Raw genomic sequence first — 20,906 nt, forward strand, 5'->3', positions numbered from 1 at the left:
GGAAGCGCGCCTCCTCATCCACCGCGGCGGCGAAGGGCGCGATCTTCGCCTCGGCGAGCGAACGCACCGACTCGCGGAGCATGTCGTGCTCCTCCGGCAGTCGGTAGAGGTCGAGCATGTGGTTCATTGCAGACACGTCCCGTCGTCCGATCGTCCGATCGCGCTCATGGATGGCACTCAGTACCCTGAAGTATGCACACTCAGTGCCATGCGTCCAGTCCGTGGTCCGTGACGGTCGGTGTATCTTCCCCGCATGAGTGAGGCACAGGGAGACGGCGCGGGCGTCGCCGACGGGGCCGCCGCCAGGCCCTCGATGCGGGACGCACTGATCTCGGCGGCGTTCGCGTTGTTCGTGGAGCGCGGATTCGAGCAGACCACCATCGATGACATCGTCCGGCTCGCCGGTGTCGGGAGGCGGTCCTTCTTCCGCTACTTCCCGTCGAAGGAGGACGTGGTCTTCCCCGACCATGAGCAATGCCTCGCCGAGATGACGGCTTTCCTCGAGGAGCCCAGCGAGGAGGAGCCGGTGAAGCGGGCATGCGAGGCGGCCCGGTTGGTGTTGCGGGTCTACGCCGCCGCCCCCTCGTTCTCGGTGCAGCGGTACCGCCTCACCAAAAGCGTTCCGGGCCTGCGAACCCACGAACTCTCCGTCGTCCGCCGCTACGAACGCACCCTCGCGGAGTATCTGCAGCGGCGCTTCGCGGGCCGGCCCGACAGGGACCTGCGCGCTGAGACGATCGCGGCCTCGGTGGTGGCCGCCCACAACCACGCACTGCGGTCATGGCTCCGTTCCGGCGGGGACGAGGACGTCACGGCCCGGATGGATCACGCTCTGGGCTTCGTGCAGCAGTCCTGGAGCAGCCCGGGGGAGGAAGCGGGCGAAGGTGGGCGGGAGCCGGAGGATGTCGTCGTCGTGATCACCAAGCGAGGGACCCCCATGTGGCGCGTGGTGCAGGAGATCGAGGCCAGTACCGGGGGGTAAGGCTGCCGCGGGTTCGACCGTGGGTACTCAGTACCTTTACGTGTGGCACTGAGTGTCATATCTTCTGAGTGTGCATGGCGCGACGACGCTGGTGCGCCGCAGCCTCGTGCCCGGGGTGGCGGATGCCAACGGACTCGCCCTCGTCGGCAGTCCTCCTCCCGGAAGGAGATGGCACCGTGATTCACCCAGTGATCGATTCCCTCGACGCCCCTCACCACCACGACGCACCGGACTGGACCACGCAGGTGGAACCAGCGGCAACGGAGCCCCTCCCGCAGGAAGGCCCGGCCGAGGTGAAAGACGGGACACTGCACTTCCAGCGCTGCTGCTGGTGCGGCACTCCTTCCTTCCGGCGCCTGCTCTGCCCCGCATGCGGCTGCACCGACCTGGCCTGGGAGCCCGGTATCGGCACCGGCGTCATCCGCAGGGTCACTGTCGGCCGAAGCGCGGGTGCCGCGTCCTGTGGCCGTCATCGCGATGGATGAGGGCTACCGCCTTCGCGCCAGGATCATCGGTGCCCCACCGGAGCGAATACACCAGGGAGCCCTGGTACGCCTGGCCACTTCCGCCGGACTGCCCCCACAGGAGCTCGTTTTCCAGCTCTGCGACGTGTCTTACGCTCGGGAGGGCGTTTGACCTTGGTGAAGGGGCCCCAGGGCGGATGGGTTTGGGGGTTTCCGAGCCTTCGAAGCTGATGGTCGACGCCGGCTGAGTGCCTGAGACGGTCGAAGGGGATGCATAGGTAGGTGTCGGTGGGGACCGTCCACGCGACGAGCAATCGCTCGTACCCAACGTGGTTTCCTGGCCCGGCCCAGAGGGCGGTCACCCACCCCTGCCTTAAGAGGCGTATCGCCCCCCTCGCAAACCGGTTCGTCCTTAGGCGCCGCGCTGGGCTTCGCTCGGCCACACGACATCGACAGGCAGGCCGGCGTCGCGGGCCTGCTCAACAGTGTCGGCCGTGCCACCTTTTCCTGTGGACGGCTTGCCGTCCCACACTGCTACGAGGCGGTCGGCCCGCTTCAGCAACTCGCCATTGGCTGCTTCATACGCGTCGCGATTCGCTGTGTCGTACGGCATGATCACCACGTCCGCGACGGCAGCCAGCCGATTGAAGGCAGGGGCGTGATCGGGCTTGACCTTTGCCTCTTGGTAATCCTGCGAGGGGAGAACGGCGATCAAGTGTCCGCCGGCCTCGACCACCGCCTCGGCGAACAGAGTGTCGGAGCCGCGTGCCAGGCAGGTGACCCCGGTCAACTCGTCCGCGTTGTACACGCGCAGCAGGCTTCGCAGCGCCTCCTGAACCAGAGGCACGGTGCTCTCCGTGAGGTCCATGTGCCCGGTAACGGCGATGGTGGTCATGGTCTCCGTCTCTCCTAAGTTGCCAGCAGCCCGCGGATCCGGTCCCGGGCCTCGCGCAGTGGCCCGGGGACGTCCCTGCCGACCGTATACGGGTACAGCTGTGCGAGCTGGTGCCGCACCCGTCCCGACTGTGTATGAGTGGCGGCACCAACGGCCTGATGGGTACTTTCCACCGCCCCATTGATGTCGCCCACCAGGAAATGGCACTCGGCGAGTCCGATCCAGTCGAGGGCGTGACTCCGGCCCGCCTCGGACCCGCGCTGGTTGAGGGCCGTGCGGATCTCCTTCGCCGCGGTGTCGGCGTGCTGGCGGGGAGCCTGGCGCGCCAGGTCGAGGAGGCGGCCGCCGGTGACGCCGGCGAGTTCGGAGGTGTCGAAGTAGCTGATCCAATACGGTTCGTCCTGCCCGGCGGAAGACAAGGCCTCGCCTGCCTGCCCGCTGGCGCGGTGAAAGGCGGCGTGCCGCCCCATCGCGGCGTAGGCCCATGCCTCACGGGTGTGGAGCATGGCGCGCAGCCGCGGCCCCGCGGTGGCGCGCGCACCGTCTTGCGCGAGGCGGACCAATTCGAGGGCGTCTTGGGGGCGGTCGGCGTAGAGCATCTGCTGCGCCATGCCGGCAAGCACATTGGCGCCGAAGGCGGTGTCTCCGCCGGCGTGCGCGGACCGCAGCGCTACGAGGTAGTAGTCCTGCGCACGTCTTTGCTGCCCGTCGTCCCATGCCATGGTGGCTGCGGTGCCTGCAAGTTGAGCCATCACTCCGTAGAGACGTTGCTCGATGGGCGCGCTCTGGTGCTCATCGAGGGCGGATGCCACTTCGTTGAGCTGCCCCAGGACGGACTTGCGGCGTAGACCCCCACCGTATTGGCGATCCCATGCGCGGAACGTGCGAGCGGTCGTCTCCAGATCGTCAAGGTCGCGAGTTCCGAGCCGTCCGCGGCGCCGGGCGCGGGTGTCGGCGTTGGCGGGTTGGAGCCAGCCCTCAAGAGTATCGAGGAGTGCGGCGCCGCTCACGGCAGCTGTGGACAGGGCGCGTGTAGCGGCCCGGCGGTTCAGCACGAGATCGCTCCTCGTCAGGTGGTCGGCCAGGCCGACTGTGGCGTCGGGATGCCACGACACCTCCTCGGAGGGCCGGCGATCCTCTGTGGGGGGCGGGGTAGGTTTCTGTGCCTGGTTCTCCCATGGGCGTGGGGCGAGGCCGAGCAATGCACCGGGGATGCCAAGGCCGTCAGCGATACGGCGGATGACGGCTATTGACGTGATCTGGTGCTGACCGGAGATTACGTTGGAGACCTTGCCGGGGGTCAGCTCGCATGCTGTAGCGATCTTGTTTTGACTCAGCCCGCCCCACTTCTTGATCAGAGCGAAGGCGGCAGCGAAGTCGTGCTCGTCGAGTGCTCTGCGTAGATCGTTACGCTCCAGCACGTCGGAGTTGAGCCGGTTACGGGGGGTGTCCATAGGCCCTCTCCCGGAGTGATCCTAGGCACGATTGATCGTCGCGCTACACCGGAAACGAGTCTATTACCGTCTCGGTAACCCTTGTTGGCCATTCCTGATCCGTCGTGTGGAGAGCACGCTCTGTGCCTCCAGACCAGATCGGAGCATGGACATGGACAGGCCGCCCGCCACGACGCTGAACCTGATGCAACAGGTGCCGATTGACGCGCAGACCATCAGCGAGACGATCCGCCGAGCGCGGCAACTCGGTTCGGGAAGACCCGAACTCAGCGAGATGGTGGAGCTGGAGGAAGTGCTCCGCGGGCACATCGCGTTACTCCTCGCCGAGGCGCGCAAGCCGGATCGAGCGCAAGGGCAGGGCAGCGTGGAGGCGAACCGTTTGACGGGGCGCCTTGACTCCATCGAGCGGCAGACGAGGCAGGGCCTGGGACGAGGTGCGCCGGCGGCGCATGTCCAGGTGCATCAGCTTGCCCAGGACTGTCAGTGGCTGTTGGCCCGGCACACGGCTGAGGTGGGTCGGTGAGCGCCAACCGGGCTGCGCTGGCTTTCGTCTACGACCGTTGCGCGTCCCGATCCCAGCGCCCTCTCGACATGCGACTCATCGGCTGCCACGCCTACGCCGACCGCAAGGGATGGGTCCTTGCCGGGCGTTGGCTCGACCTCGGTGATGCTGCACTCGGCTCCGCTCGGCCGCAGCTGGGCGAGCTGCTCGCGGCCATGCGGGCGGCAGCCGTGGGCCGCGAGGTGGTCTGCCTGGTGCACAACTGGTCGCGTCTTGCCCACGACGTTCAGGACCGCATCGCCATGCAGCAGCGCATCGCGCAGACGGGCGGCTACTCGGCCACGACCTTCGACGAGTCCGACCAGGGCGTTCACGAGGTCGTCGCTCGACGCCGGCGTGCCTGAGAGGTGCCGAACCCGCCAACGCGGTCATGTTCGCCAATGACTCCCTCTACGAGTCCACGGCCGAAGCCGTGGACTCGATCGCGAAGGCCGACCTCTCACCTGAGGCGAAGGCGAAGATTGCCCATCTGAATGCCCGACGCGTGCTGGGTGTCTGACCAGCACACCGCGATGGATCCGGTACCTGTCGGTACGTCAAAGGCCTGGTCCGGGGCGGAGACCAACACACCGCACAGAGGCGCCGGGCGCGGCGCTGCCACTGCGCAGGCAGGGGCGCCCGGTAGCCGGCTGTGCCGCCGCCTCGACGGCGTGAGAACGCCTCTGTGGATGCCCTGCCGGTCGGCGGCTGCCGATGGTCCAGGGTGGGGCAGATCCGCGGTGAGGGCCATCGCGTCGGGTCGTCCAGATCTCTGCCGGTGACTCCGCTGATCTCCTGGCCGAGAAAGGACTCGTCGCCCCGGACGAGGGCGATGTCGAGGCTGTCGAGCAGGAGGAGATTTTCGACGTGCAGGCGGTGCCTCCTGGCGCGGCTGCAGGGCGAGCACGCATCTCACATTCACCAGGCCATTGTGAGCTTCAGCATTGCAAATGCCCAAGTCTCGCCACGGAAATCCTCTTGGTTGATCAACCAGTTCCGGGGTGGTCAGGGTGGTGGTTTTCCGTGCGCTGAACCAGTCGTTTTCCCTCCCCGCCAGGGGGTTCACTGAGGGGGAAGCGATGGCTGAAAGGCGGGGGAAGCATGGATCTGAACACGGTGCTGGACGTGCGCGACGCGCGCCGTCGTGAGCCCTGGCAGCCCGGTGACGCCTGGCTGGGCGGGGGCACCTACCTGTTCTCCGAGCCCCAGCCGCATCTGCGGCGTCTGGTGGATCTGAGCCGGATGGGCTGGGAGCCGGTCAGGCACGGGCACGACGGGGCGCTGGAGATCGCTGCGACCTGCACCATCGCCCAGCTCTACCGCTTCGGTCGGACATTCGACGCTGTGGCGGCGCCGCTGTTCGAGCAGTGCTGCCGGGCCTTCCTGGCCTCGTTCAAGATCTGGAACATGGCCACCGTCGGGGGCAATCTCTGCAACGGGCTGCCGGCCGGGCCGATGATCTCGCTGGCGGCGGGGCTCGACGGGGAGTGCCTGCTCCAGTCACAAGGCGGCGCGCTGCGTCGCGTGAAGGTCGCCGACTTCATCACCGGCGCGGGCCGCAAGGACCTCGGCGAGGGCGAACTGCTGCGTTCGGTCGCTCTGCCCGCGCGTGCTCTGGGAAGCCGTACGGCCTTCCGCCAGGCATCGCTGTACGGTCTCGGCCGCTCAGGTGCGCTGGTCATCGGCACCCTCGACCCCGTGGACGGCTCCATGGCGGTGACCGTCACCGCCGCCACCGTACGACCCTTCCGGCTCTGGTTCCCGCTGCCGCCCGACGAGGACCGTCTGCGCCGCGCCATCGAGGCGGCCGTCGGCGACGACGACTGGTTCGACGACATCCACGGCCTGCCCGAATGGCGGCGGCACATGGCGTTCCGCTTCGCCGAGGAGATCCGCCGCGAACTCACCCAGCTTCCCCAGGACGGTGTGCGATGAGCTTCCACATCCAGGTCAACGACCAGCCCTTCGACGCCGACCCCCGCGCCGGGCAGTGCCTTCGCACCTATCTGCGCGAGCGCGGCTGGTTCGGGGTGAAGAAGGGCTGCGATGCCGGCGACTGCGGAGCCTGCACCGTTCACGTGGACGGCGAGCCCGTACACAGCTGCCTCTATCCGGCGGTACGGGCCGAGGGCCGCAGCGTCACCACCGTCGAGGGCCTTGCCTCCCCCGAGGGTGAACTCCACCCTGTCCAGCAGAAGTTCCTCGACGCCCAGGGCTTCCAGTGCGGCTTCTGCACCGCCGGATTCCTGATGACCACGGCAGCCCTCGAAGCCGAGAAGGGAACCGCACACGACGACGGCAAACTCGACGACCTGCCCCGCGCCTTCAAGGGCAACATCTGCCGCTGCACGGGCTACCGCGCCATCAAGGACGCGGTGTGCGGCGTCAAGCACACCGAGCGGCCGTGCGCCGGCAAAGCGGTCGGCAAGAGCCTCGGCGCACCGGCCGGCCCCCAGGTCGTCACCGGCACCGCCCGCTACACCTTCGACATCGAAGTCCCCGGGCTGCTGCACATGAAGCTCCTGCGCTCTCCGCACCCGCACGCCCGCATCCTCGCCATCGACACCGCCGCGGCCCTCCGGGTCCCGGGCGTGCATGCCGTCCTCACGCACGAGGACGCCCCCGAGCGGCTGTACTCCTCCGCCCGCCACGAGCACCCCACCGAGGACCCCGACGACACGCGGGTCCTCGACACCACGGTCCGGTACGTCGGCCAGCGTGTCGCCGCCGTCGTCGCCGACAGCGAGCAGGCCGCCGAGGAGGGCTGCCGACGCATCGAGGTCACGTACGAAGAACTGCCCCATGTCATCGACCCCGAGGCAGCGATGCTCCCGAGCGCACCCGCGCTGCACGGCGACAAGGGCCCCGACGCACGCATCGCCCGCGCCGAGAACAACGTCGCCGGTGAGGTGCACGGGGAGATCGGCGACGTCGAGGAAGGCTTCGCCGAGGCGGACGTCATCTACGAGGAAACCTTCCAGACCCAGCGGGTCCAGCACGCCAGCCTCGAAACCCACGGCTGTGTCGCGTACTTCGAGCCGAAGGAGGACGGCACGGGCGAGCGCCTGACCGTTCGCTCCTCCACCCAGACACCGTTCCTGACCCGACGCGCGCTGTGCGCGCTCTACGACCTGCCCGAGGACGAGGTCCGGGTCATCGCGGGCCGGGTCGGCGGCGGCTTCGGCGGCAAGCAGGAGATGCTCACCGAGGACATCGTCACCCTCGCGGCACTCAAGCTGCGCCGCCCGGTGAAGCTGGAGTACACCCGCGCCGAGCAGTTCTACGGGGCCACCACCCGCCACCCGTTCAAGGTCGCCATCAAGATGGGCGCCCGCCAGGACGGCACCCTGACCGCCTTCCACTTCCGGGTGGTGTCCAACACCGGCGCCTACGGCAACCACGGCCCGGCCGTGATGTTCCACAGCGTGGGGGAGTCGATGGCCGTCTACCGGGCCCCGCACAAGAAGGTCGACGCCTACTCCGTTTACACCAACTGCGTGCCGGCGGGCGCCTTCCGCGGCTACGGCCTGGGCCAGGTCACGTTCGCCGTCGAGTCGGTGATGGACGAACTGGCCCGCCGCCTGGACCTGGATCCCCTCGCCTTCCGCGAGAAGAACATCATCGGACCCGGCGAGCACATGCTCAGCCCGATCGGCGAGGAGGAGGACCTCCATATCGCTTCCTACGGGCTCGACCAGTGCCTGTCCGTGGTCCGCACCGCGATGGCGGAGGACACCAGCGCCGAACAGGCCCCGGAAGGCTGGCTGATCGGTCAGGGCACGGGAATGGCGATGATCGCGACCGGCCCGCCCGGCGGCCACTACGCGGACGCGCGTGTCTCCCTCCTTCAGGGCGGGACGTACGACATCGCCGTCGGCACGGCCGAGTTCGGCAACGGCACCACCACCGTCCACAAGCAGATCACCGCCGGCGCACTCAACACCACCGAGGACCGGATCGCGATCCGGCAGTCCGACACGGACGTCGTGCGCCACGACACGGGAGCCTTCGGCTCGGCCGGCACCGTCGTCGCGGGCAAGGCAGTCCTGCTGGCAGCCGCCGCCCTGGCCGAGCGTCTGCAGACCTTCGCGGCCCGGCACACGGGCGTGGCACGGCACCTGTGCAAGATCGGCGCTGAAGCCATCGACTGCGCGGGCCGGGTGGTCACGCTGAAGGAACTGTACGAGGCGGCCCACGCGGCCGGGGCGGAGGAGGAACTGGCTGCGGACGGACACTGGGGCGGATCCCCGCGCTCGGTGGCCTTCAACGCCCAGTGGTTCCGGATCGCCGTCGACCCCGGCACCGGCGAGATCCGCATCCTGCGCAGCGTGCACGCGGCCGACGCAGGCAAGGTGATGAACCCGATGCAGTGCCGCGGCCAGGTGGAAGGCGGCGTCGCCCAGGCGCTCGGCGCGACCCTCTTCGAGACCGTGCGGGTGGACGAGCGCGGTGAGGTCACCACAGCGGCTTTCCGCCGCTACCGCCTGCCCCAGTACGCCGACATCCCGCGGACCGAGGTCCACTTCATGGAGACGACGGACGCGATCGGCCCGCTGGGTGCCAAGTCGATGAGCGAGAGCCCGTTCAACCCGGTGGCTCCGGCGTTCGCCAACGCGCTGCGCGATGCCACCGGCATCCGTTTCACCGAATTGCCCGTCACCCGGGACCGGGTCTGGCTCGCTCTCAACCAGTACGCCCAGGCCACCGCCGGGAGCCCGGCCCTTGGCGCCTGAACCGGGAGCCCGGCCCTTGGCGCCGCACCAACCGGCATCTTTCGGTGTGTGCGGCGACGTGGCGGCGAATCGCTGCGCCCTTCCCCACGGCATACAGGGAGCGAGCTACTCATCAGGGCGTCTTCGAAGTCTCCTCCAGCGCCGACTTGAGGTTGCGTAGCGTCGTCTGGATATTGCGGTGCTGAAAGGAAGCGAAGGTGTGCCCGCGGGTGGCGATCCGGTCAAAGGTGTTGGCCACGAAATCGGGCCAGGACCGCCGGTCGTCCGTCCAGGTTTCGGTCACCTTCGTGCCCGCGCCGGCACTCTCGAAGCGGTATTCCCACGTGGCGATCGGGCCCCGCAGAAATGGCCGCTTGAGCCCTATGGCGTGCACCCGGAACGCGAAGCGTTCGCCGGGCTCCGCCGCGGTCACGGTGCAGCGTGTGGTCCAGCGGAAGGCGCCACGCTTGTTGTGGCCGTCGAAGGTCATGCCGACGAAGGAGGGCTGCTGCGCGTCGCGCACCGTCGCGCCGAGGTTCTCCGGGCTCCAGCGCCCCATCAGTGCAGGGCTGCTGACCTGCTCGTAAGCCGTGGACGGGGCGGTGTTGACGACGATGCTGCCGGATGCCGTGTAGGCGCGTTGCGTGCGGGTCATATGAGCTCCATTCCTCGACCCGCGACACTACTGCTCAGTAGCTTCGATGTCAGCAAGCGGAACAGGCGGCTCGACGCAGATCCTGCCCCCGGACCGTCACCCGTCGGCGTGCACCCACCGTGGACCGGTGCTTGACTGGTTTTGAAGCCGTGCCGGCAGAGAGATCACTGGCTGGCCTTCTGCGCGCACGCAGCTCCGCGACCGCTCAGTCAGGCTATGGAGGCTGCTCATGTCAGATGTCACCGGTCCGTACGCGCCCGGAACACCTTGCTGGGTCGATTTGATGGTTTCCGACCAGCAGGCGGCTCTCGACTTCTACCGGGATCTGTTCGGCTGGCAAGGAGAGGTCGGACCGCCCGAAACCGGGGGTTACGCGGTCTGTTCCCTGAACGGCAAGCCGGTCGCCGGGATCATGACCGCCATGAATCGGGACGGTACCAAGCCCGACCCCACGCCGCCGCCCGTGTGGACCAGCTACCTCGCCACCGCCGACGTCGACGCCACGGAGAGGAAGATCGTGAGCAACGGCGGCCAGGTGATGATGCCGGGCATGGACGTGATGACGCTCGGCCGGCTGTCCGTCGCCAGCGACCCCACGGGAGCCGTCTTCGGTCTCTGGCAGGCCAAGGACTTCCCCGGCGCAGGCATCGTCAACGAGCCCGGCGCGATCATCTGGAACGAGCTCGACACCAGCGACACGGACGCCGCCTCGTCCTTCTACTCCACGGCGCTGGGCATCACCGCGGCCCCCATGGAAGGCGGGGGCGGCTACTACGCGCTCAACGTGGACGGCCGAACCGTCGGCGGCATGCAGGCCCTCTCCAACATCGACGGCCTGCCGACCGGCACGCCCTCGCACTGGCTGCCGTACTTCGCGGTCGACGACACCGACAGCACGGTCGACGCGCTGATCCGGGCGGGCGGCAATGTCCTCAAGCCGCCGTTCGACATGATGGCGGGCCGGATGGCGGTCGTGCAGGACCCGCAGGGCGCCGTCTTCGCGGTCATCAACGCGATGGGGCCTGAGTCTGCGTGACCTGGCCTGGCGAGGCCTGACCTGGGCCTGGTTGGGCAAAACCGTCCACCAGATCCCGGGCCGATTCGAGGGTGAGCCGCTGCAATGCGGCGGGCGGGGGGCGCCGCAGAGGCCGCGCGGTCACCCCCTCATCCACGTCGGCTCGGGCCGCGCGCACCACACCGTGGATTTCTCGGGCCGTACTGATCCCCGGCAGCTGGCTGCGGACCCCTCCGGGCCAGGTGCACCCGTACACGCTGCACTACCTCGGGGTGGCCGCGGCACCCTCGTGATCTGGTAGCCCGGCTTCGTGGCGGCCCAACTGCCGGACCAACGGGCCCTGTTGCTGCCGGAGGGGCTGCGCGCCCGGCCGCCGGCTGGCCCTGCGTGCACAGCGTGGCCCGCGCCGACGTGGCGAGCACCCGTGCCCAGGGGTCGCGCCGCGGGTACGGACGAAGAGGACCCGCCAGCCGTCAGGGGAGACGACGAAATGCCGCGGGACCCCGGGGGAGGCAGGCGCGTCCGAACTGACGGGGAAACACTTCGGAGCTCGGGGGCATACCTGGCTCGCGGACTGTGGGGTGGAGTCTGGGGCGGAGCCTGGAGCGGTGTCCAAGGTGGTGTCCTCCAGGCGTGCCGACGGTCTCGGTACTCGGATCATGAAGCTGCCCCCGTCCGGTCCCCCCGGTCCCCCAGGCGGGATCGAGCAGCCCTGGCCTGTGGTGCAGCTGTCCCCGAACCGGTCGAAGAGGCCGTCCGTCTCTCCTCCCTCCCGAGCCTCCCTCCCTCGCGAGAGTAAACAACTAAAGTTGAGAATCTGAAGTTGTGCAACTAAGGTTGTGGGAAATTGACCGCGATGGGGCCCGCCCCGTCCGTGACAGCGAGGAGTGCCCTCTCATGGCTACCGCCACCCACGTCACCGGCAGAGTTGCCCGTGTGCTCGGGCCCGTCGTGGACGTGCGATTCCCCCCGGACGCGCTGCCGGAAATCCATCATGCGCTGCATGTGGACGTGGATTTCGCGGGGGAGCGGCGCACTCTGGTGCTTGAGGTGGCCCAGCATCTGGCGGACGGCGTGGTGCGGTGCATCGCCATGCAGATCACCGACGGTCTGGTCCGTCAGGCTCCGGTGATCGACACCGGTGCCCCGATCACGGTCCCGGTCGGCGATTTCACCAAGGGCAAGGTGTTCAACCTGCTCGGTGATGTCCTGAACGAGACCGAGAAGCCCGCCGACACCGTCGAGCGCTGGCCGATCCACCGCCACCCGCCCCGGTTCGACGAACTCGAATCGAAAACCGACATGTTCGAGACCGGCGTCAAGGTCATCGATCTGCTGACCCCCTATGTCAAGGGCGGCAAGATCGGCTTGTTCGGCGGTGCCGGTGTCGGTAAGACGGTGCTCATCCAGGAAATGATCTACCGCGTGGCCAGCCATCACGACGGTGTGTCAGTGTTCGCCGGTGTTGGTGAACGTACCCGTGAGGGCAACGACCTCATCGAGGAAATGACCGCGTCGGGCGTCATCGACAAGACCGCGCTGGTCTTCGGTCAGATGGACGAGCCGCCGGGCACCCGTCTGCGCGTCGCGCTGGCCGGCCTCACCATGGCCGAGTACTTCCGTGACGTCCAGAGCCGGGACGTGCTGTTCTTCATCGACAACATCTTCCGATTCACCCAGGCCGGCTCCGAGGTGTCGACCCTGCTCGGCCGCATGCCGTCGGCGGTGGGGTACCAGCCGAACCTGGCCGATGAGATGGGCATGCTGCAGGAGCGCATCACCTCGACCCGCGGGCACTCGATCACGTCGATGCAGGCGATCTTCGTCCCCGCCGACGACCTGACCGATCCGGCTCCGGCCACGGCCTTCGCCCACCTCGACGCCACGACGGTGCTCTCCCGCCCGATCTCGGAGAAGGGCATCTACCCGGCGGTGGACCCGCTGGACTCCACGTCCCGCATTCTGGATCCGCGCTACATATCGCAGGAGCACTACGACTGCGCCGCACGCGTCAAAAGCATTCTGCAGAAGTACAAGGACCTTCAGGACATCATCGCGATTCTGGGAATCGAAGAGCTCGGCGAAGAGGACAGGATCACGGTCCACCGAGCCCGTCGAATCGAACGCTTTCTGTCGCAGAACACCTATGTCGCCAAGCAGTTCACCGGCATGGATGGTTCGACCGTCCCGCTGGACGAGTCGATCCATGCCTTCAATGCCATTGCCGACGGGGCGTACGACCACTTTCCCGAGCAGGCATTCTTCCTGTGCGGCGGCATTGAGGACCTTGAACGGAACGCCAAAGCGCTGCTCTGAAGGCGGCCCGCCCCTGGCCGGGCCATCGCCCGCTCCGGCGCGCACCGGCGGAGGCGTGATGTTCGAGGGAGGGGGCCGTCGGTGCTGCGCCGGCCGGTCGCACACGACACGCTGAACAAGGGCGCCGGCACCTTGGGGATGATGTCGGCCTCACTCCCTAGGCGGGCGGCCGGACGCTGCGGCGCCGGACGGCCGCCGCGCCACCGAGTTCGTCCAGCAACTGCGCGAGCAGCGCACGGTGTTCGGTCAGCCGGTCGGCTCCGAACCGTGCGGCCAGGCGCTCGTCGAGCGTCTTTCGGGCGCGCCGCGCCGCGCTGACCGCCCTGTCGCCACTGGCGGTGAGCACCACGCGGCGGGCGCGGGCGTCCTGCGGATCGGGGATGCGCTCGACGTACCCGAGGCGTTCGAGTTCGACGACGGCCTTGGAAGCGCCCTGCTGGGTCATGTCCAGCTTGGCGGCCAACTCCCCGACGGTCGGCCGGGCGTCGTTGACGAGGTGCTGGAAGACATAGCCGTGCGAGAAGCGGAGGTCGCCGAAGCCTTCTTCGGTGAGCTGCTCCTGCACCAGGTGGGAGGCGGCGAAGCCGACGAAGAGCGCGAGGCTGCCGACGTCCAGTTCGTCGGTGGCAACGGTAGGGGGAGAGGGTTCCGGCATATCGCCATTGTGTCTTCGCCAACTCTGGTTGCGCAAATGTGGTTGTGCTTAGGGGCTCTCCGTGAGCGGCGGTGTCCGCGAGGCCCTAGGTCGGTCAAGGGGGCGGGCGAGGCGGTGCGAGGCCGTGCGAGGGTCTGTCGGTCGTCGCGCGGGACGGAGGGTGAACGGCACCTGCCCGCCGGGGCGGCCGGGCTGCCGTTCGATCGCGTGGGTGGGGCGCTCAGGACTCGTGCACGGCGGTCAATTGCCCCTCCATGGGCGGTGGTTGGCCTTGTGCGGCCGGTCGCCTCGCCCGCGTCGGCCTGCCCTCGTGCGAGGACGTGTGGCAGACGGCGGTGCATGCGATCCGAGGGTCGTCCACCTGCGTCGGCGGGGCCGCGCTCGAACCCTCACCTCGTGGCGCTGTGGTGAGGACGGCTCCGGTTGTGTCTTGTCAGGAACATCTCCCTGGTGGTTGAGTGGCTCAGCCAGTGGACCACTGGGCGAAGTTCGGTGAGCGGCGGAGTGCGCTGGATATCCCACCGGGACACAGAGGAACGGGACGCAGAGGAAGCGGAGGAAGGCGATGGGTGGCCGGTCGACGGCTTTCAGGGAAACCATGAGGGGCTCGGTGCGACTCGCTGGCGAGTCCGCCGGGCGCCGGATCCGGTTCGACCTCGCGGTGCGCACCGACCGGATGTTGCTGCCGCATCGCACGACGGACGGCCGGATCGACGGGCGGGTCCGGATCGAGGGCTTCCCGGGTGACGTGCCGGTGCGCGGGGAGATGGAGATCTCGCCGCTGGCCCGGCGCCGTATCCGCTACCGCATGCGGTTCACCGCGAACGGACGCCACTACACGCTCGACGGCTGGAAATCCGTCTCCCCCCGCAGACCACTGGCGTCCTTGACGGTCCTTCCGTTCGTGCTGCTGGACGGCGGGACGGAGGTCGGACACGGTGTGCTGCGGTTCGAAGTGGCGCGTGCGCTGGTGCCGTTCGTGGCGAGTTTCCGATGGCCCCAACGGGACGACGCTCCAGCGTCCCTGTACGCCCGCCGCTGGGCGGGCGAACCCGACCGGACCGAGGTCTGGTACACGACCATGACGGATCCGGCCACCGGCACGGGCCTTTGGCTGCACCACGAACTGACCGCGCCGTCCGACGGGTCGCCCGCCTACACACATGGATGGATCGGGCTCTTCGCGCCGGACGCACCCCCGCAACACGCCCGCTTCGGACCGGATCCGGTGGAGTCGGCAGACCGTCCGCCGAAGTCCTTCGCAGCCGAGGGGATCGACGCCGGCCCGAGCGGACTGCGGGGTACGGCAGGAGCGTTCGCCTGGGACCTCACCAAGCACTCCGGGGGCGCCCCGCTGTACACCTTTCCGCGCTGGGCCTGGCGGCGCGGGCTGCTGCCCGCCGCCCACCTCGTCAGCGCGCCGTCCGCCACTTACACCGGCAGCGTCACGCACGAGGGACGCCGGCTGCTCCTCGACGCGGCACCCGGTGCCGACGCCCGGATCTACGGTGAGGGCAACGCCCGCCGCTGGGCCTGGCTGCACGCGGACCTCGGGTCGGGGGACGTCCTGGAGATCGTGGCCGCCGTCTCGAAGAAGGCGGGACTGCGCAGGCTGCCGCCGACGGTCTTCCTCCGACTGCGCAGGAACGGCCGCACCTGGCCGCGGACGCCGGAGCGCAGCGCCTTCGGCCGACTGGGGGCAGGCCGCTTCCGTGCCCGGATCGGACTGCCGTCATGGACGGTCACCGGGCGGTCCGGGCTGCGTCGTATCCGGGTCCTGGTGACCCAACCGGAGAACCGGACGCTGGCCCTGGAGTACACCGACCCGGACGGCAGCACCGCGGTGTGCCGCAACAGCGAGACCTCGCACGCACGCGTCGTACTGCAGCGCTGGTGGGGCCGTTGGCGCACCGAAGCCACCTGGAGCCTGGACGGGACCGCGCACGCCGAGGTGGGGGAGCGATGAGCCGCGCACTGGAGGGTCTGATCGCCGCATTGCTGGCGGAGGACGGTGACGCGCCGTGGGCGGCTTCGGTGCCCGCGCGGCTCACCGCTCTGCTGGAGCGGATGCCGGCCGCGGCCCGCGTGGCGGTCCACGGCGCCGCCTCGGCCGTCGACGCCTACGCCGTCCTGCGGACCGGCCGGGGGCTCAGTGGGATGCTGCCCGCCGAGCGGGAGGACCTGCTCGCCTCGATCAGCAGCCGTCCCGGACTCTTGGCGCAGTTCGACGTGTTGAAGATGCCGGTCCTGCTGGCCGCGGGAACGGCACGGATGCTCCACCAGACGCCCGCCGCCCCCTCCGACGCCGGAGCTCCGGAGGACCCGCCGCTGGACTGCGTAGCGTCGGACCAGTGGCCGGACCGTTCGACCGCGGATGCCGTGGTGATCGGATCGGGCGCCGGTGGGGCGGTGGCCGCGCGTACCCTCGCCCGCGCCGGTCTACGGGTGATCGTGCTGGAAGAGGGGCAGCGGCACACCACCGCGGACTTCGCGCGACGGGTGCCCCTCGACCGGTTCGGGGAGTTGTACCGCGACGGGGGCGCCACCTTCGCCGTCGGCAATCCGCCGGTCCTGCTCCCTGTGGGGCGTGCCGTCGGCGGCACCACCGTCGTCAACTCCGGGACGTGCTACCGCACGCCCGGCCACGTACTGGCCCGCTGGCGCGACTCCTTCGGCCTCGGCATCGCCGACGAAGCGGCGTTCGGCGCCTGCCTCGACGAGGTGGAGCGCACCTTGCAGGTGGCCACGCCGCCCATTGATCTCCTGGGTACGAACGGCCGCACCGCCCTGCGGGGAGCAGAACGTCTCGGATGGCAGGCCGCGCCGCTACGGCGCAACGCGACCGGCTGCAAGGGCTCATGCCAATGTGTGGTCGGCTGCCCGACCGGCGCCAAACAGAGCGTTCAGCTCTCCGTGCTCCCCGACGCGTGCCGGGCCGGCGCCCGGATCGTCACCGGCGCCAGGGCGCTGCGCATCCTGACGGAGCGGGACCGGCCGGGCGGTCCGCGGGCCTGCGGTGTGGTCGTCCGGCGCCCGGACGGCAGCGAATGCGAAATCCTCGCCCCGCTGGTCGTGGTGGCGGCGGGCGCCCTGCAGTCTCCGCCCCTGCTCTGGCGTTCCGGGCTCGCCCGCCACCCACGGCTGGGACGCAATCTGGCCATTCACCCCGCGACGAGTGTCGCCGGCCGTTTTCCGGAGCCCGTCGAGTCGTGGCGGGGCGTGCTCCAGAGCGTCGGTGTCGAGGAACTGCACAGCGACGGGATCCTCATCGAGGCGACCGGCGGGCCGCCGGGCATGAGCTCGTTCATCCTGCCCGGCCTCGGCCGGGAACTCCGCGGGGAGTTGGCGGAAGCGGGCTCCCTGGCGACTCTCGGAGCGATGGTCGCCGACCGTCCCTCCGGCAGGGTGGGCGGTCGCGGACTGATCCGGTACGGCCTCCACCCGCGGGACGGGGACCGCCTGTTGAGGGCGGTCGGCGCGATGGGCCGGCTGCTGTTCGCCGCCGGCGCGGAGGAGGTCCTCACGGGCGTTCCCACCGCCCCGCGGGTCCGGTCGGCGGAGGAACTCGACGAGACGGTGCGGACACTCTCGGCCCGGCAGTTGCACCTGTCCGCCTTCCATCCCACCGGCACCGTCGCTATGGGTACCGACGCGCAGGTGTGCCCTGCCGACGAGGACGGTTGGCTCCGGGGGACGGCCGGCGTTCTCATCGCCGACGGATCGGCCTTGCCCAGCTGCCCGGAGGTGAACCCGCAGCTCTCCATCATGGCGGCCGCGCTCGCCGTGAGCCGTAACGCAGTGGTCGAGGCCGGGGGCTCCTGACCGGCCGACGGAAGCCCGCCGCGCGCACCGAAAGCTGCCCGCGGCGGGCATCCGTCGGCCCCGCCGCACCGCCCGGATGACAGGGCGATCGCCCTGGGGTGGGCGTACGGGCAGCGCGCCCGTCACGCCGTGCCCGTCAGCGCGTGGTCTTCAGAGGACGCAGCATCTGCTCCTCCGTGGCACGCAGATAGCACTCGGCAGCGCGCTCGGCGTCCGCCGCCCGGCCGTCCACCACCGCCTGCACGAGCGGGGCGATCCGGGCGGCGGCCTCGGCGGGCTGCTCGAAGGGCGCACGCAGGCTGAGCCGCACGGGCAGGTAGGCGTTGAACAACGTGTTGGTGAGGAGCAGGTACACCCTGTTGCCGGTGGCGCGGGCGAGCTCCCGGTGCACCTCGACATCGGCCAACTGTGCGGCGTTGCCGTCTGCCGCCTCGGCCACCGCCACCAGCAGCGCGGACAGCCGTCGCGCCTGCGCATCGGTGCGCCGGGTGGCGGCGCGGCGGGCGATGAGGGCGCCGATGTGCCGGCGGGCCTCGAAAATCTCCGCGAGCCAGGCACTGTCCCGCCCGACCAGCATCGGCAGCAGCTCGGCGCCGCCGACCTTCAAGATGTCCCGGACCTTGGTGCCGATACCGTGCCGGGTACGCAGCATGCCGGCCTGTTCCAGGCGGGTGAGCGCGTGCTTGAGCGTCGTACGGGTGACGCCGTACCGCGCGGCGAGATCGCGTTCCGGAGGGAGCAGCGACCCCGGTCGGTGCGTACCGTCCAGGATGTCGTCGCGGAGTCGTGCCTCCAGAAGGTCAACCACCGACTGACGTGCGATGGTCTCGTCACGCATGGGAAGTCTCCAGGGAAGTCCGGCCAACTGAATCAGTGGCTCAGCCACTGGGCATCCGTAGTGAAGCAATGACGCCGCGGTCCGTCAACTCACTCGGCATACCTGATCCGCCGCGCCTGGCGCCTGCGCTCGACGAAGGCCCGCCACGGCGGTGACGGACCTTGGCCGAGCGGCTCCGGGCCTGCCGGAGTCCCTGCCGGAATCCCCTCTCAGGTCTGATGCATGAAGGCGTTGCTCAGCCCGATGGAGCTCTTCTGCCGACGCCGGTGTGCGTCAGCCCGGCGGCGCCGGAGTCCTGCGCCGTGTCGATGGCGGCGTGGCTGACCCGGACACGTTCTCGGCCGCCCGCTTCGGCCTGCTCGGCCACGACGAAGGCCGGCCGTGCCGTGCCGGACGCCGCCGGTCAGCCACCGCCCGCACCATCACCCTGTCGAAAATGGGTCTCCGGCATCGGGTTGTCGTGATTCAACGGTTCCTTCGTCCCCAGTCGGGCCCAGACCAAGAACGTCCCCAGGCCCACAGCCAGCAGACCGACCGGAATAAGTATCGCGAGAGCCCACTCAGGCATGCCGCCTCCCCCTTAGCGTCTTCTGCCCTGTCATCCCAGGTTAGGCCCACGCCCACCCGGCCGGGAGGGGCGAACTCGCCGACCTCATCGACCGGTTCACCGTTGTCGGCGGACACGCGTACATCAGCCGGGCCGGCGCAGGTCTCACCTCGGTGTCCGTGCCGGGGCGTGCCGGCGGCCTGACAGGCGAGGCCATTTCAGAAGTCCAGTCGTTCGCAACGACCCATGCATCGTGATCGCCGCAGGCGGACCGCCGGACGGCCGGGCGTGACGCAGGCGACCACCGAGTCACGCCGCACCGGGGCGGATGGGGGAACGTCCTATCGTCAGAGCCGTTGACTGTCCGCGCCGGTGCCAAGGTGGTCGAATCGCGGCGAAAGGAGCGCATCGGTCGCCCGGTCGCCGCCCAGCTCGACCCGCAGCACCGCCAGGCACTCGCCGCATCGCTGCCCGCCGTCCTTGAAATGGCTCCGCGCCCCGCCCAACCACCCAACAGGCCGACGACACCGCTTCCCTCACCCCGAAGGAACCACGCCATGACCACCCCGCACGCCTTCCCCCTGGAGCCCACCCCGATCCACGTGTCCGACCAGGTCCTCGACGACCTGCGCGCCCGTCTCACACTGACCCGTCCGCCGGCGGACGAGGAGAATGACGAGGGGAGTGACGAGGGGAAAGGGGACTGGTCCTACGGCGTCCCGGACAGCTATCTGCGTGAGCTGGTCGCCTACTGGCGGGACGACTACGACTGGCGCAAGGCCGAGGCCGCCATCAACGTCTACGAGCACTACCAGGTGAGCGTCGCCGGCGTCCCCGTGCACTTCATGCGCAAGCCCGGCCGCGGCCCCCGCCCGATCCCGTTGATCCTCACCCACGGCTGGCCGTGGACGTTCTGGCACTGGTCGAAGGTGATCGACCCGCTCGCCGACCCGGCCGCGTTCGGCGGTGACCCCGCCGACGCGTTCGACGTCATCGTGCCGTCCCTGCCCGGCTTCGGTTTCCCCGGACCGCTCACCGGCTTTTCAGACATCAACTTCTGGAAGGTCTCTGACCTCTGGCACACCCTGATGACCGAGACCCTGGGATACGAGAAGTACGCGGCCGGCGGCTGCGACATCGGCGGGATCGTCTCCAGCCAGCTCGGCCACAAGTACGCCGACGAGCTGTACGGCATCCACATCGGCTCCGGACTGCCGCTCGACTTCTTCACCGGACCCCGCGCCTGGGACTTCGCCCGGAACCGGCCCCTCACCGACGACCAGCCCGCCGACGTCCGCGCCCGCATCATCGAGCTGGACCACCGCTCGGCGTCCCACCTCGCCGTGCACATGCTCGACGGCGCCACCCTGGCCCACGGGCTGAGCGACTCACCCGCCGGACTGCTCGCCTGGCTGCTGGAGCGCTGGAAGGCCTGGAGCGACAACGGCGGCGATGTCGAGTCCGTCTTCACCAAGGATGACCTGCTCACCCACGCCACGATCTACTGGGTGAACAACTCCATCGCCACGTCGATGCGTTACTACGCCAACGCCAACCGCTACCCCTGGGCCCCCGCCCACGACCGCACCCCGGTCGTGCAGGCCCCGGTCGGCCTCACCTTCGTCACGTACGAGAACCCGCCCGGCATCCACACCGCCGACGAGCGCGTCCGGGCCTTCAAGGCCGGCCCGCAGGCCGATTGGTTTCACCACGTCAACGTCAACGCCCACGACCACGGCGGCCACTTCATCCCCTGGGAGAACCCCGACGCCTGGGTGAACGACCTGCGCCGCACCTTCCACGGCCGCAGGCCCTGAACGACCCTGCGGGCTCGTCCGGCGGCAACGGGCCAGCCCGAACGTTGTGTGGCGGGAGCGGGCGCGTCGGCTGCCCGACCCGCGCCGCCCGCCACGCCGTCTGCTGAGCCGGCCTCCCAACGAGTTGTCTGACGCGCCGCCGGGTGCGGGTGGCGGTTCGCCGGTCGTCGGACACCGGTCCCGAGCCGTCTCC

Annotated in this window: 18 protein-coding genes; 12 read left to right on the plus strand and 6 right to left on the minus strand. The window is 69.5% G+C overall.

Annotated features, from left to right (window positions below; all coding sequences use genetic code 11):
- The coding region (locus ACIRQ7_RS29310; RefSeq protein WP_404265860.1) for an acyl-CoA dehydrogenase family protein at window positions 1-127 on the minus strand (127 nt) is incomplete at its 3' end.
- Window positions 128-253: 126 nt separating this feature from the next.
- Here ACIRQ7_RS29310 and ACIRQ7_RS29315 point away from each other — a divergent pair.
- Both ACIRQ7_RS29315 and ACIRQ7_RS29320 read left to right on the plus strand, forming a co-directional pair.
- A complete protein-coding gene (locus ACIRQ7_RS29315; RefSeq protein WP_404265638.1) occupies window positions 254-982 on the plus strand; it encodes a TetR family transcriptional regulator in 729 nt (242 codons plus the stop codon).
- Between the two features lie 432 nt (window positions 983-1,414).
- Window positions 1,415-1,618 (plus strand): OB-fold domain-containing protein, encoded by a 204-nt coding sequence (locus tag ACIRQ7_RS29320; protein WP_404265861.1) that lies wholly within the window; start codon window positions 1,415-1,417, stop codon window positions 1,616-1,618.
- A gap of 240 nt (window positions 1,619-1,858) precedes the next feature.
- On the opposite strand, the gene ACIRQ7_RS29325 is transcribed toward ACIRQ7_RS29320, so the two are convergent.
- The gene (locus ACIRQ7_RS29325) at window positions 1,859-2,341 is read right to left on the minus strand and encodes a hypothetical protein (RefSeq protein ID WP_404265639.1); all 483 of its coding nucleotides are present in this window, start codon (window positions 2,339-2,341) and stop codon (window positions 1,859-1,861) included.
- A gap of 14 nt (window positions 2,342-2,355) precedes the next feature.
- On the minus strand, window positions 2,356-3,795 hold the full coding sequence (locus ACIRQ7_RS29330; protein ID WP_404265640.1) for a helix-turn-helix domain-containing protein: 1,440 nt from the start codon (window positions 3,793-3,795) through the stop codon (window positions 2,356-2,358).
- Window positions 3,796-3,940: 145 nt separating this feature from the next.
- Between ACIRQ7_RS29330 and ACIRQ7_RS29335 the strand changes: the two genes are divergently transcribed.
- The 5 genes from ACIRQ7_RS29335 (at window position 3,941) to ACIRQ7_RS29355 (ending at window position 9,069) form a co-directional block, all read left to right on the plus strand.
- Window positions 3,941-4,318, plus strand: a complete 378-nt coding sequence (locus tag ACIRQ7_RS29335; RefSeq protein ID WP_404265641.1) for a DUF6415 family natural product biosynthesis protein — start codon at window positions 3,941-3,943, stop codon at window positions 4,316-4,318.
- A complete protein-coding gene (locus ACIRQ7_RS29340; protein ID WP_404265642.1) occupies window positions 4,315-4,701 on the plus strand; it encodes a recombinase family protein in 387 nt (128 codons plus the stop codon). The genes ACIRQ7_RS29335 and ACIRQ7_RS29340 overlap by 4 nt, the downstream gene beginning before the upstream one ends.
- Before the next feature lie 26 nt (window positions 4,702-4,727).
- On the plus strand, window positions 4,728-4,856 hold the full coding sequence (locus ACIRQ7_RS29345; protein WP_404265643.1) for a hypothetical protein: 129 nt from the start codon (window positions 4,728-4,730) through the stop codon (window positions 4,854-4,856).
- Window positions 4,857-5,437: 581 nt separating this feature from the next.
- Complete coding sequence (locus ACIRQ7_RS29350) at window positions 5,438-6,271, plus strand: FAD binding domain-containing protein (protein WP_404265644.1); 834 nt, start codon at window positions 5,438-5,440, stop codon at window positions 6,269-6,271.
- On the plus strand, window positions 6,268-9,069 hold the full coding sequence (locus ACIRQ7_RS29355; RefSeq protein ID WP_404265645.1) for a molybdopterin-dependent oxidoreductase: 2,802 nt from the start codon (window positions 6,268-6,270) through the stop codon (window positions 9,067-9,069). The genes ACIRQ7_RS29350 and ACIRQ7_RS29355 overlap by 4 nt, the downstream gene beginning before the upstream one ends.
- 112 nt (window positions 9,070-9,181) lie before the next feature.
- Here the strand turns inward: ACIRQ7_RS29355 and ACIRQ7_RS29360 are convergent, their stop codons facing one another.
- Window positions 9,182-9,703, minus strand: a complete 522-nt coding sequence (locus ACIRQ7_RS29360) for an SRPBCC family protein (RefSeq protein WP_404265646.1) — start codon at window positions 9,701-9,703, stop codon at window positions 9,182-9,184.
- Between the two features lie 229 nt (window positions 9,704-9,932).
- On the opposite strand from ACIRQ7_RS29360, the gene ACIRQ7_RS29365 reads away from it, so the two are divergent.
- Together ACIRQ7_RS29365 and atpD are read left to right on the plus strand one after the other, a co-directional pair.
- Complete coding sequence (locus ACIRQ7_RS29365; RefSeq protein WP_404265647.1) at window positions 9,933-10,739, plus strand: VOC family protein; 807 nt, start codon at window positions 9,933-9,935, stop codon at window positions 10,737-10,739.
- 876 nt (window positions 10,740-11,615) lie between these two features.
- Window positions 11,616-13,034, plus strand: a complete 1,419-nt coding sequence (gene atpD / locus ACIRQ7_RS29370) for a F0F1 ATP synthase subunit beta (RefSeq protein ID WP_404265648.1) — start codon at window positions 11,616-11,618, stop codon at window positions 13,032-13,034.
- A gap of 157 nt (window positions 13,035-13,191) precedes the next feature.
- On the opposite strand, the gene ACIRQ7_RS29375 is transcribed toward atpD, so the two are convergent.
- Complete coding sequence (locus ACIRQ7_RS29375) at window positions 13,192-13,689, minus strand: MarR family winged helix-turn-helix transcriptional regulator (protein ID WP_404265649.1); 498 nt, start codon at window positions 13,687-13,689, stop codon at window positions 13,192-13,194.
- A 610-nt stretch (window positions 13,690-14,299) separates the two neighbouring features.
- Between ACIRQ7_RS29375 and ACIRQ7_RS29380 the strand changes: the two genes are divergently transcribed.
- Window positions 14,300-15,655, plus strand: a complete 1,356-nt coding sequence (locus tag ACIRQ7_RS29380) for a hypothetical protein (protein ID WP_404265650.1) — start codon at window positions 14,300-14,302, stop codon at window positions 15,653-15,655.
- Window positions 15,652-17,511, plus strand: a complete 1,860-nt coding sequence (locus ACIRQ7_RS29385) for a GMC family oxidoreductase N-terminal domain-containing protein (protein WP_404265651.1) — start codon at window positions 15,652-15,654, stop codon at window positions 17,509-17,511. Before ACIRQ7_RS29380 ends, ACIRQ7_RS29385 begins: the two co-directional genes overlap by 4 nt.
- A gap of 136 nt (window positions 17,512-17,647) precedes the next feature.
- Here the strand turns inward: ACIRQ7_RS29385 and ACIRQ7_RS29390 are convergent, their stop codons facing one another.
- Window positions 17,648-18,349: a FadR/GntR family transcriptional regulator gene (locus ACIRQ7_RS29390; RefSeq protein WP_404265652.1), complete on the minus strand. Its 702-nt coding sequence runs from the start codon at window positions 18,347-18,349 to the stop codon at window positions 17,648-17,650.
- Window positions 18,350-19,453: 1,104 nt separating this feature from the next.
- On the opposite strand from ACIRQ7_RS29390, the gene ACIRQ7_RS29395 reads away from it, so the two are divergent.
- Entirely contained in the window at window positions 19,454-20,713 is a 1,260-nt protein-coding gene (locus ACIRQ7_RS29395; protein ID WP_404265653.1) for an epoxide hydrolase family protein, read from the plus strand.
- Window positions 20,714-20,906 lie beyond the last annotated feature (193 nt).

This window comes from Streptomyces sp. NPDC101393 (assembly GCF_044767385.1).
GTDB lineage: Bacteria > Actinomycetota > Actinomycetes > Streptomycetales > Streptomycetaceae > Streptomyces.

Excerpts from the sequence above, each read along its gene's own strand:
- ACIRQ7_RS29315 (WP_404265638.1), top strand. The coding sequence starts at position 254 with ATGAGTGAGGCACAGGGAGACGGCGCGGGCGTCGCCGACGGGGCCGCC.
- ACIRQ7_RS29325 (WP_404265639.1), bottom strand. The coding sequence starts at position 2,341 with ATGACCACCATCGCCGTTACCGGGCACATGGACCTCACGGAGAGCACC.
- ACIRQ7_RS29330 (WP_404265640.1), bottom strand. The coding sequence starts at position 3,795 with ATGGACACCCCCCGTAACCGGCTCAACTCCGACGTGCTGGAGCGTAAC.
- ACIRQ7_RS29335 (WP_404265641.1), top strand. The coding sequence starts at position 3,941 with ATGGACATGGACAGGCCGCCCGCCACGACGCTGAACCTGATGCAACAG.
- ACIRQ7_RS29345 (WP_404265643.1), top strand. The coding sequence starts at position 4,728 with ATGTTCGCCAATGACTCCCTCTACGAGTCCACGGCCGAAGCCGTGGAC.
- ACIRQ7_RS29350 (WP_404265644.1), top strand. The coding sequence starts at position 5,438 with ATGGATCTGAACACGGTGCTGGACGTGCGCGACGCGCGCCGTCGTGAG.
- ACIRQ7_RS29355 (WP_404265645.1), top strand. The coding sequence starts at position 6,268 with ATGAGCTTCCACATCCAGGTCAACGACCAGCCCTTCGACGCCGACCCC.
- ACIRQ7_RS29360 (WP_404265646.1), bottom strand. The coding sequence starts at position 9,703 with ATGACCCGCACGCAACGCGCCTACACGGCATCCGGCAGCATCGTCGTC.
- ACIRQ7_RS29365 (WP_404265647.1), top strand. The coding sequence starts at position 9,933 with ATGTCAGATGTCACCGGTCCGTACGCGCCCGGAACACCTTGCTGGGTC.
- atpD (WP_404265648.1), top strand. The coding sequence starts at position 11,616 with ATGGCTACCGCCACCCACGTCACCGGCAGAGTTGCCCGTGTGCTCGGG.
- ACIRQ7_RS29375 (WP_404265649.1), bottom strand. The coding sequence starts at position 13,689 with ATGCCGGAACCCTCTCCCCCTACCGTTGCCACCGACGAACTGGACGTC.
- ACIRQ7_RS29385 (WP_404265651.1), top strand. The coding sequence starts at position 15,652 with ATGAGCCGCGCACTGGAGGGTCTGATCGCCGCATTGCTGGCGGAGGAC.
- ACIRQ7_RS29390 (WP_404265652.1), bottom strand. The coding sequence starts at position 18,349 with ATGCGTGACGAGACCATCGCACGTCAGTCGGTGGTTGACCTTCTGGAG.
- ACIRQ7_RS29395 (WP_404265653.1), top strand. The coding sequence starts at position 19,454 with ATGACCACCCCGCACGCCTTCCCCCTGGAGCCCACCCCGATCCACGTG.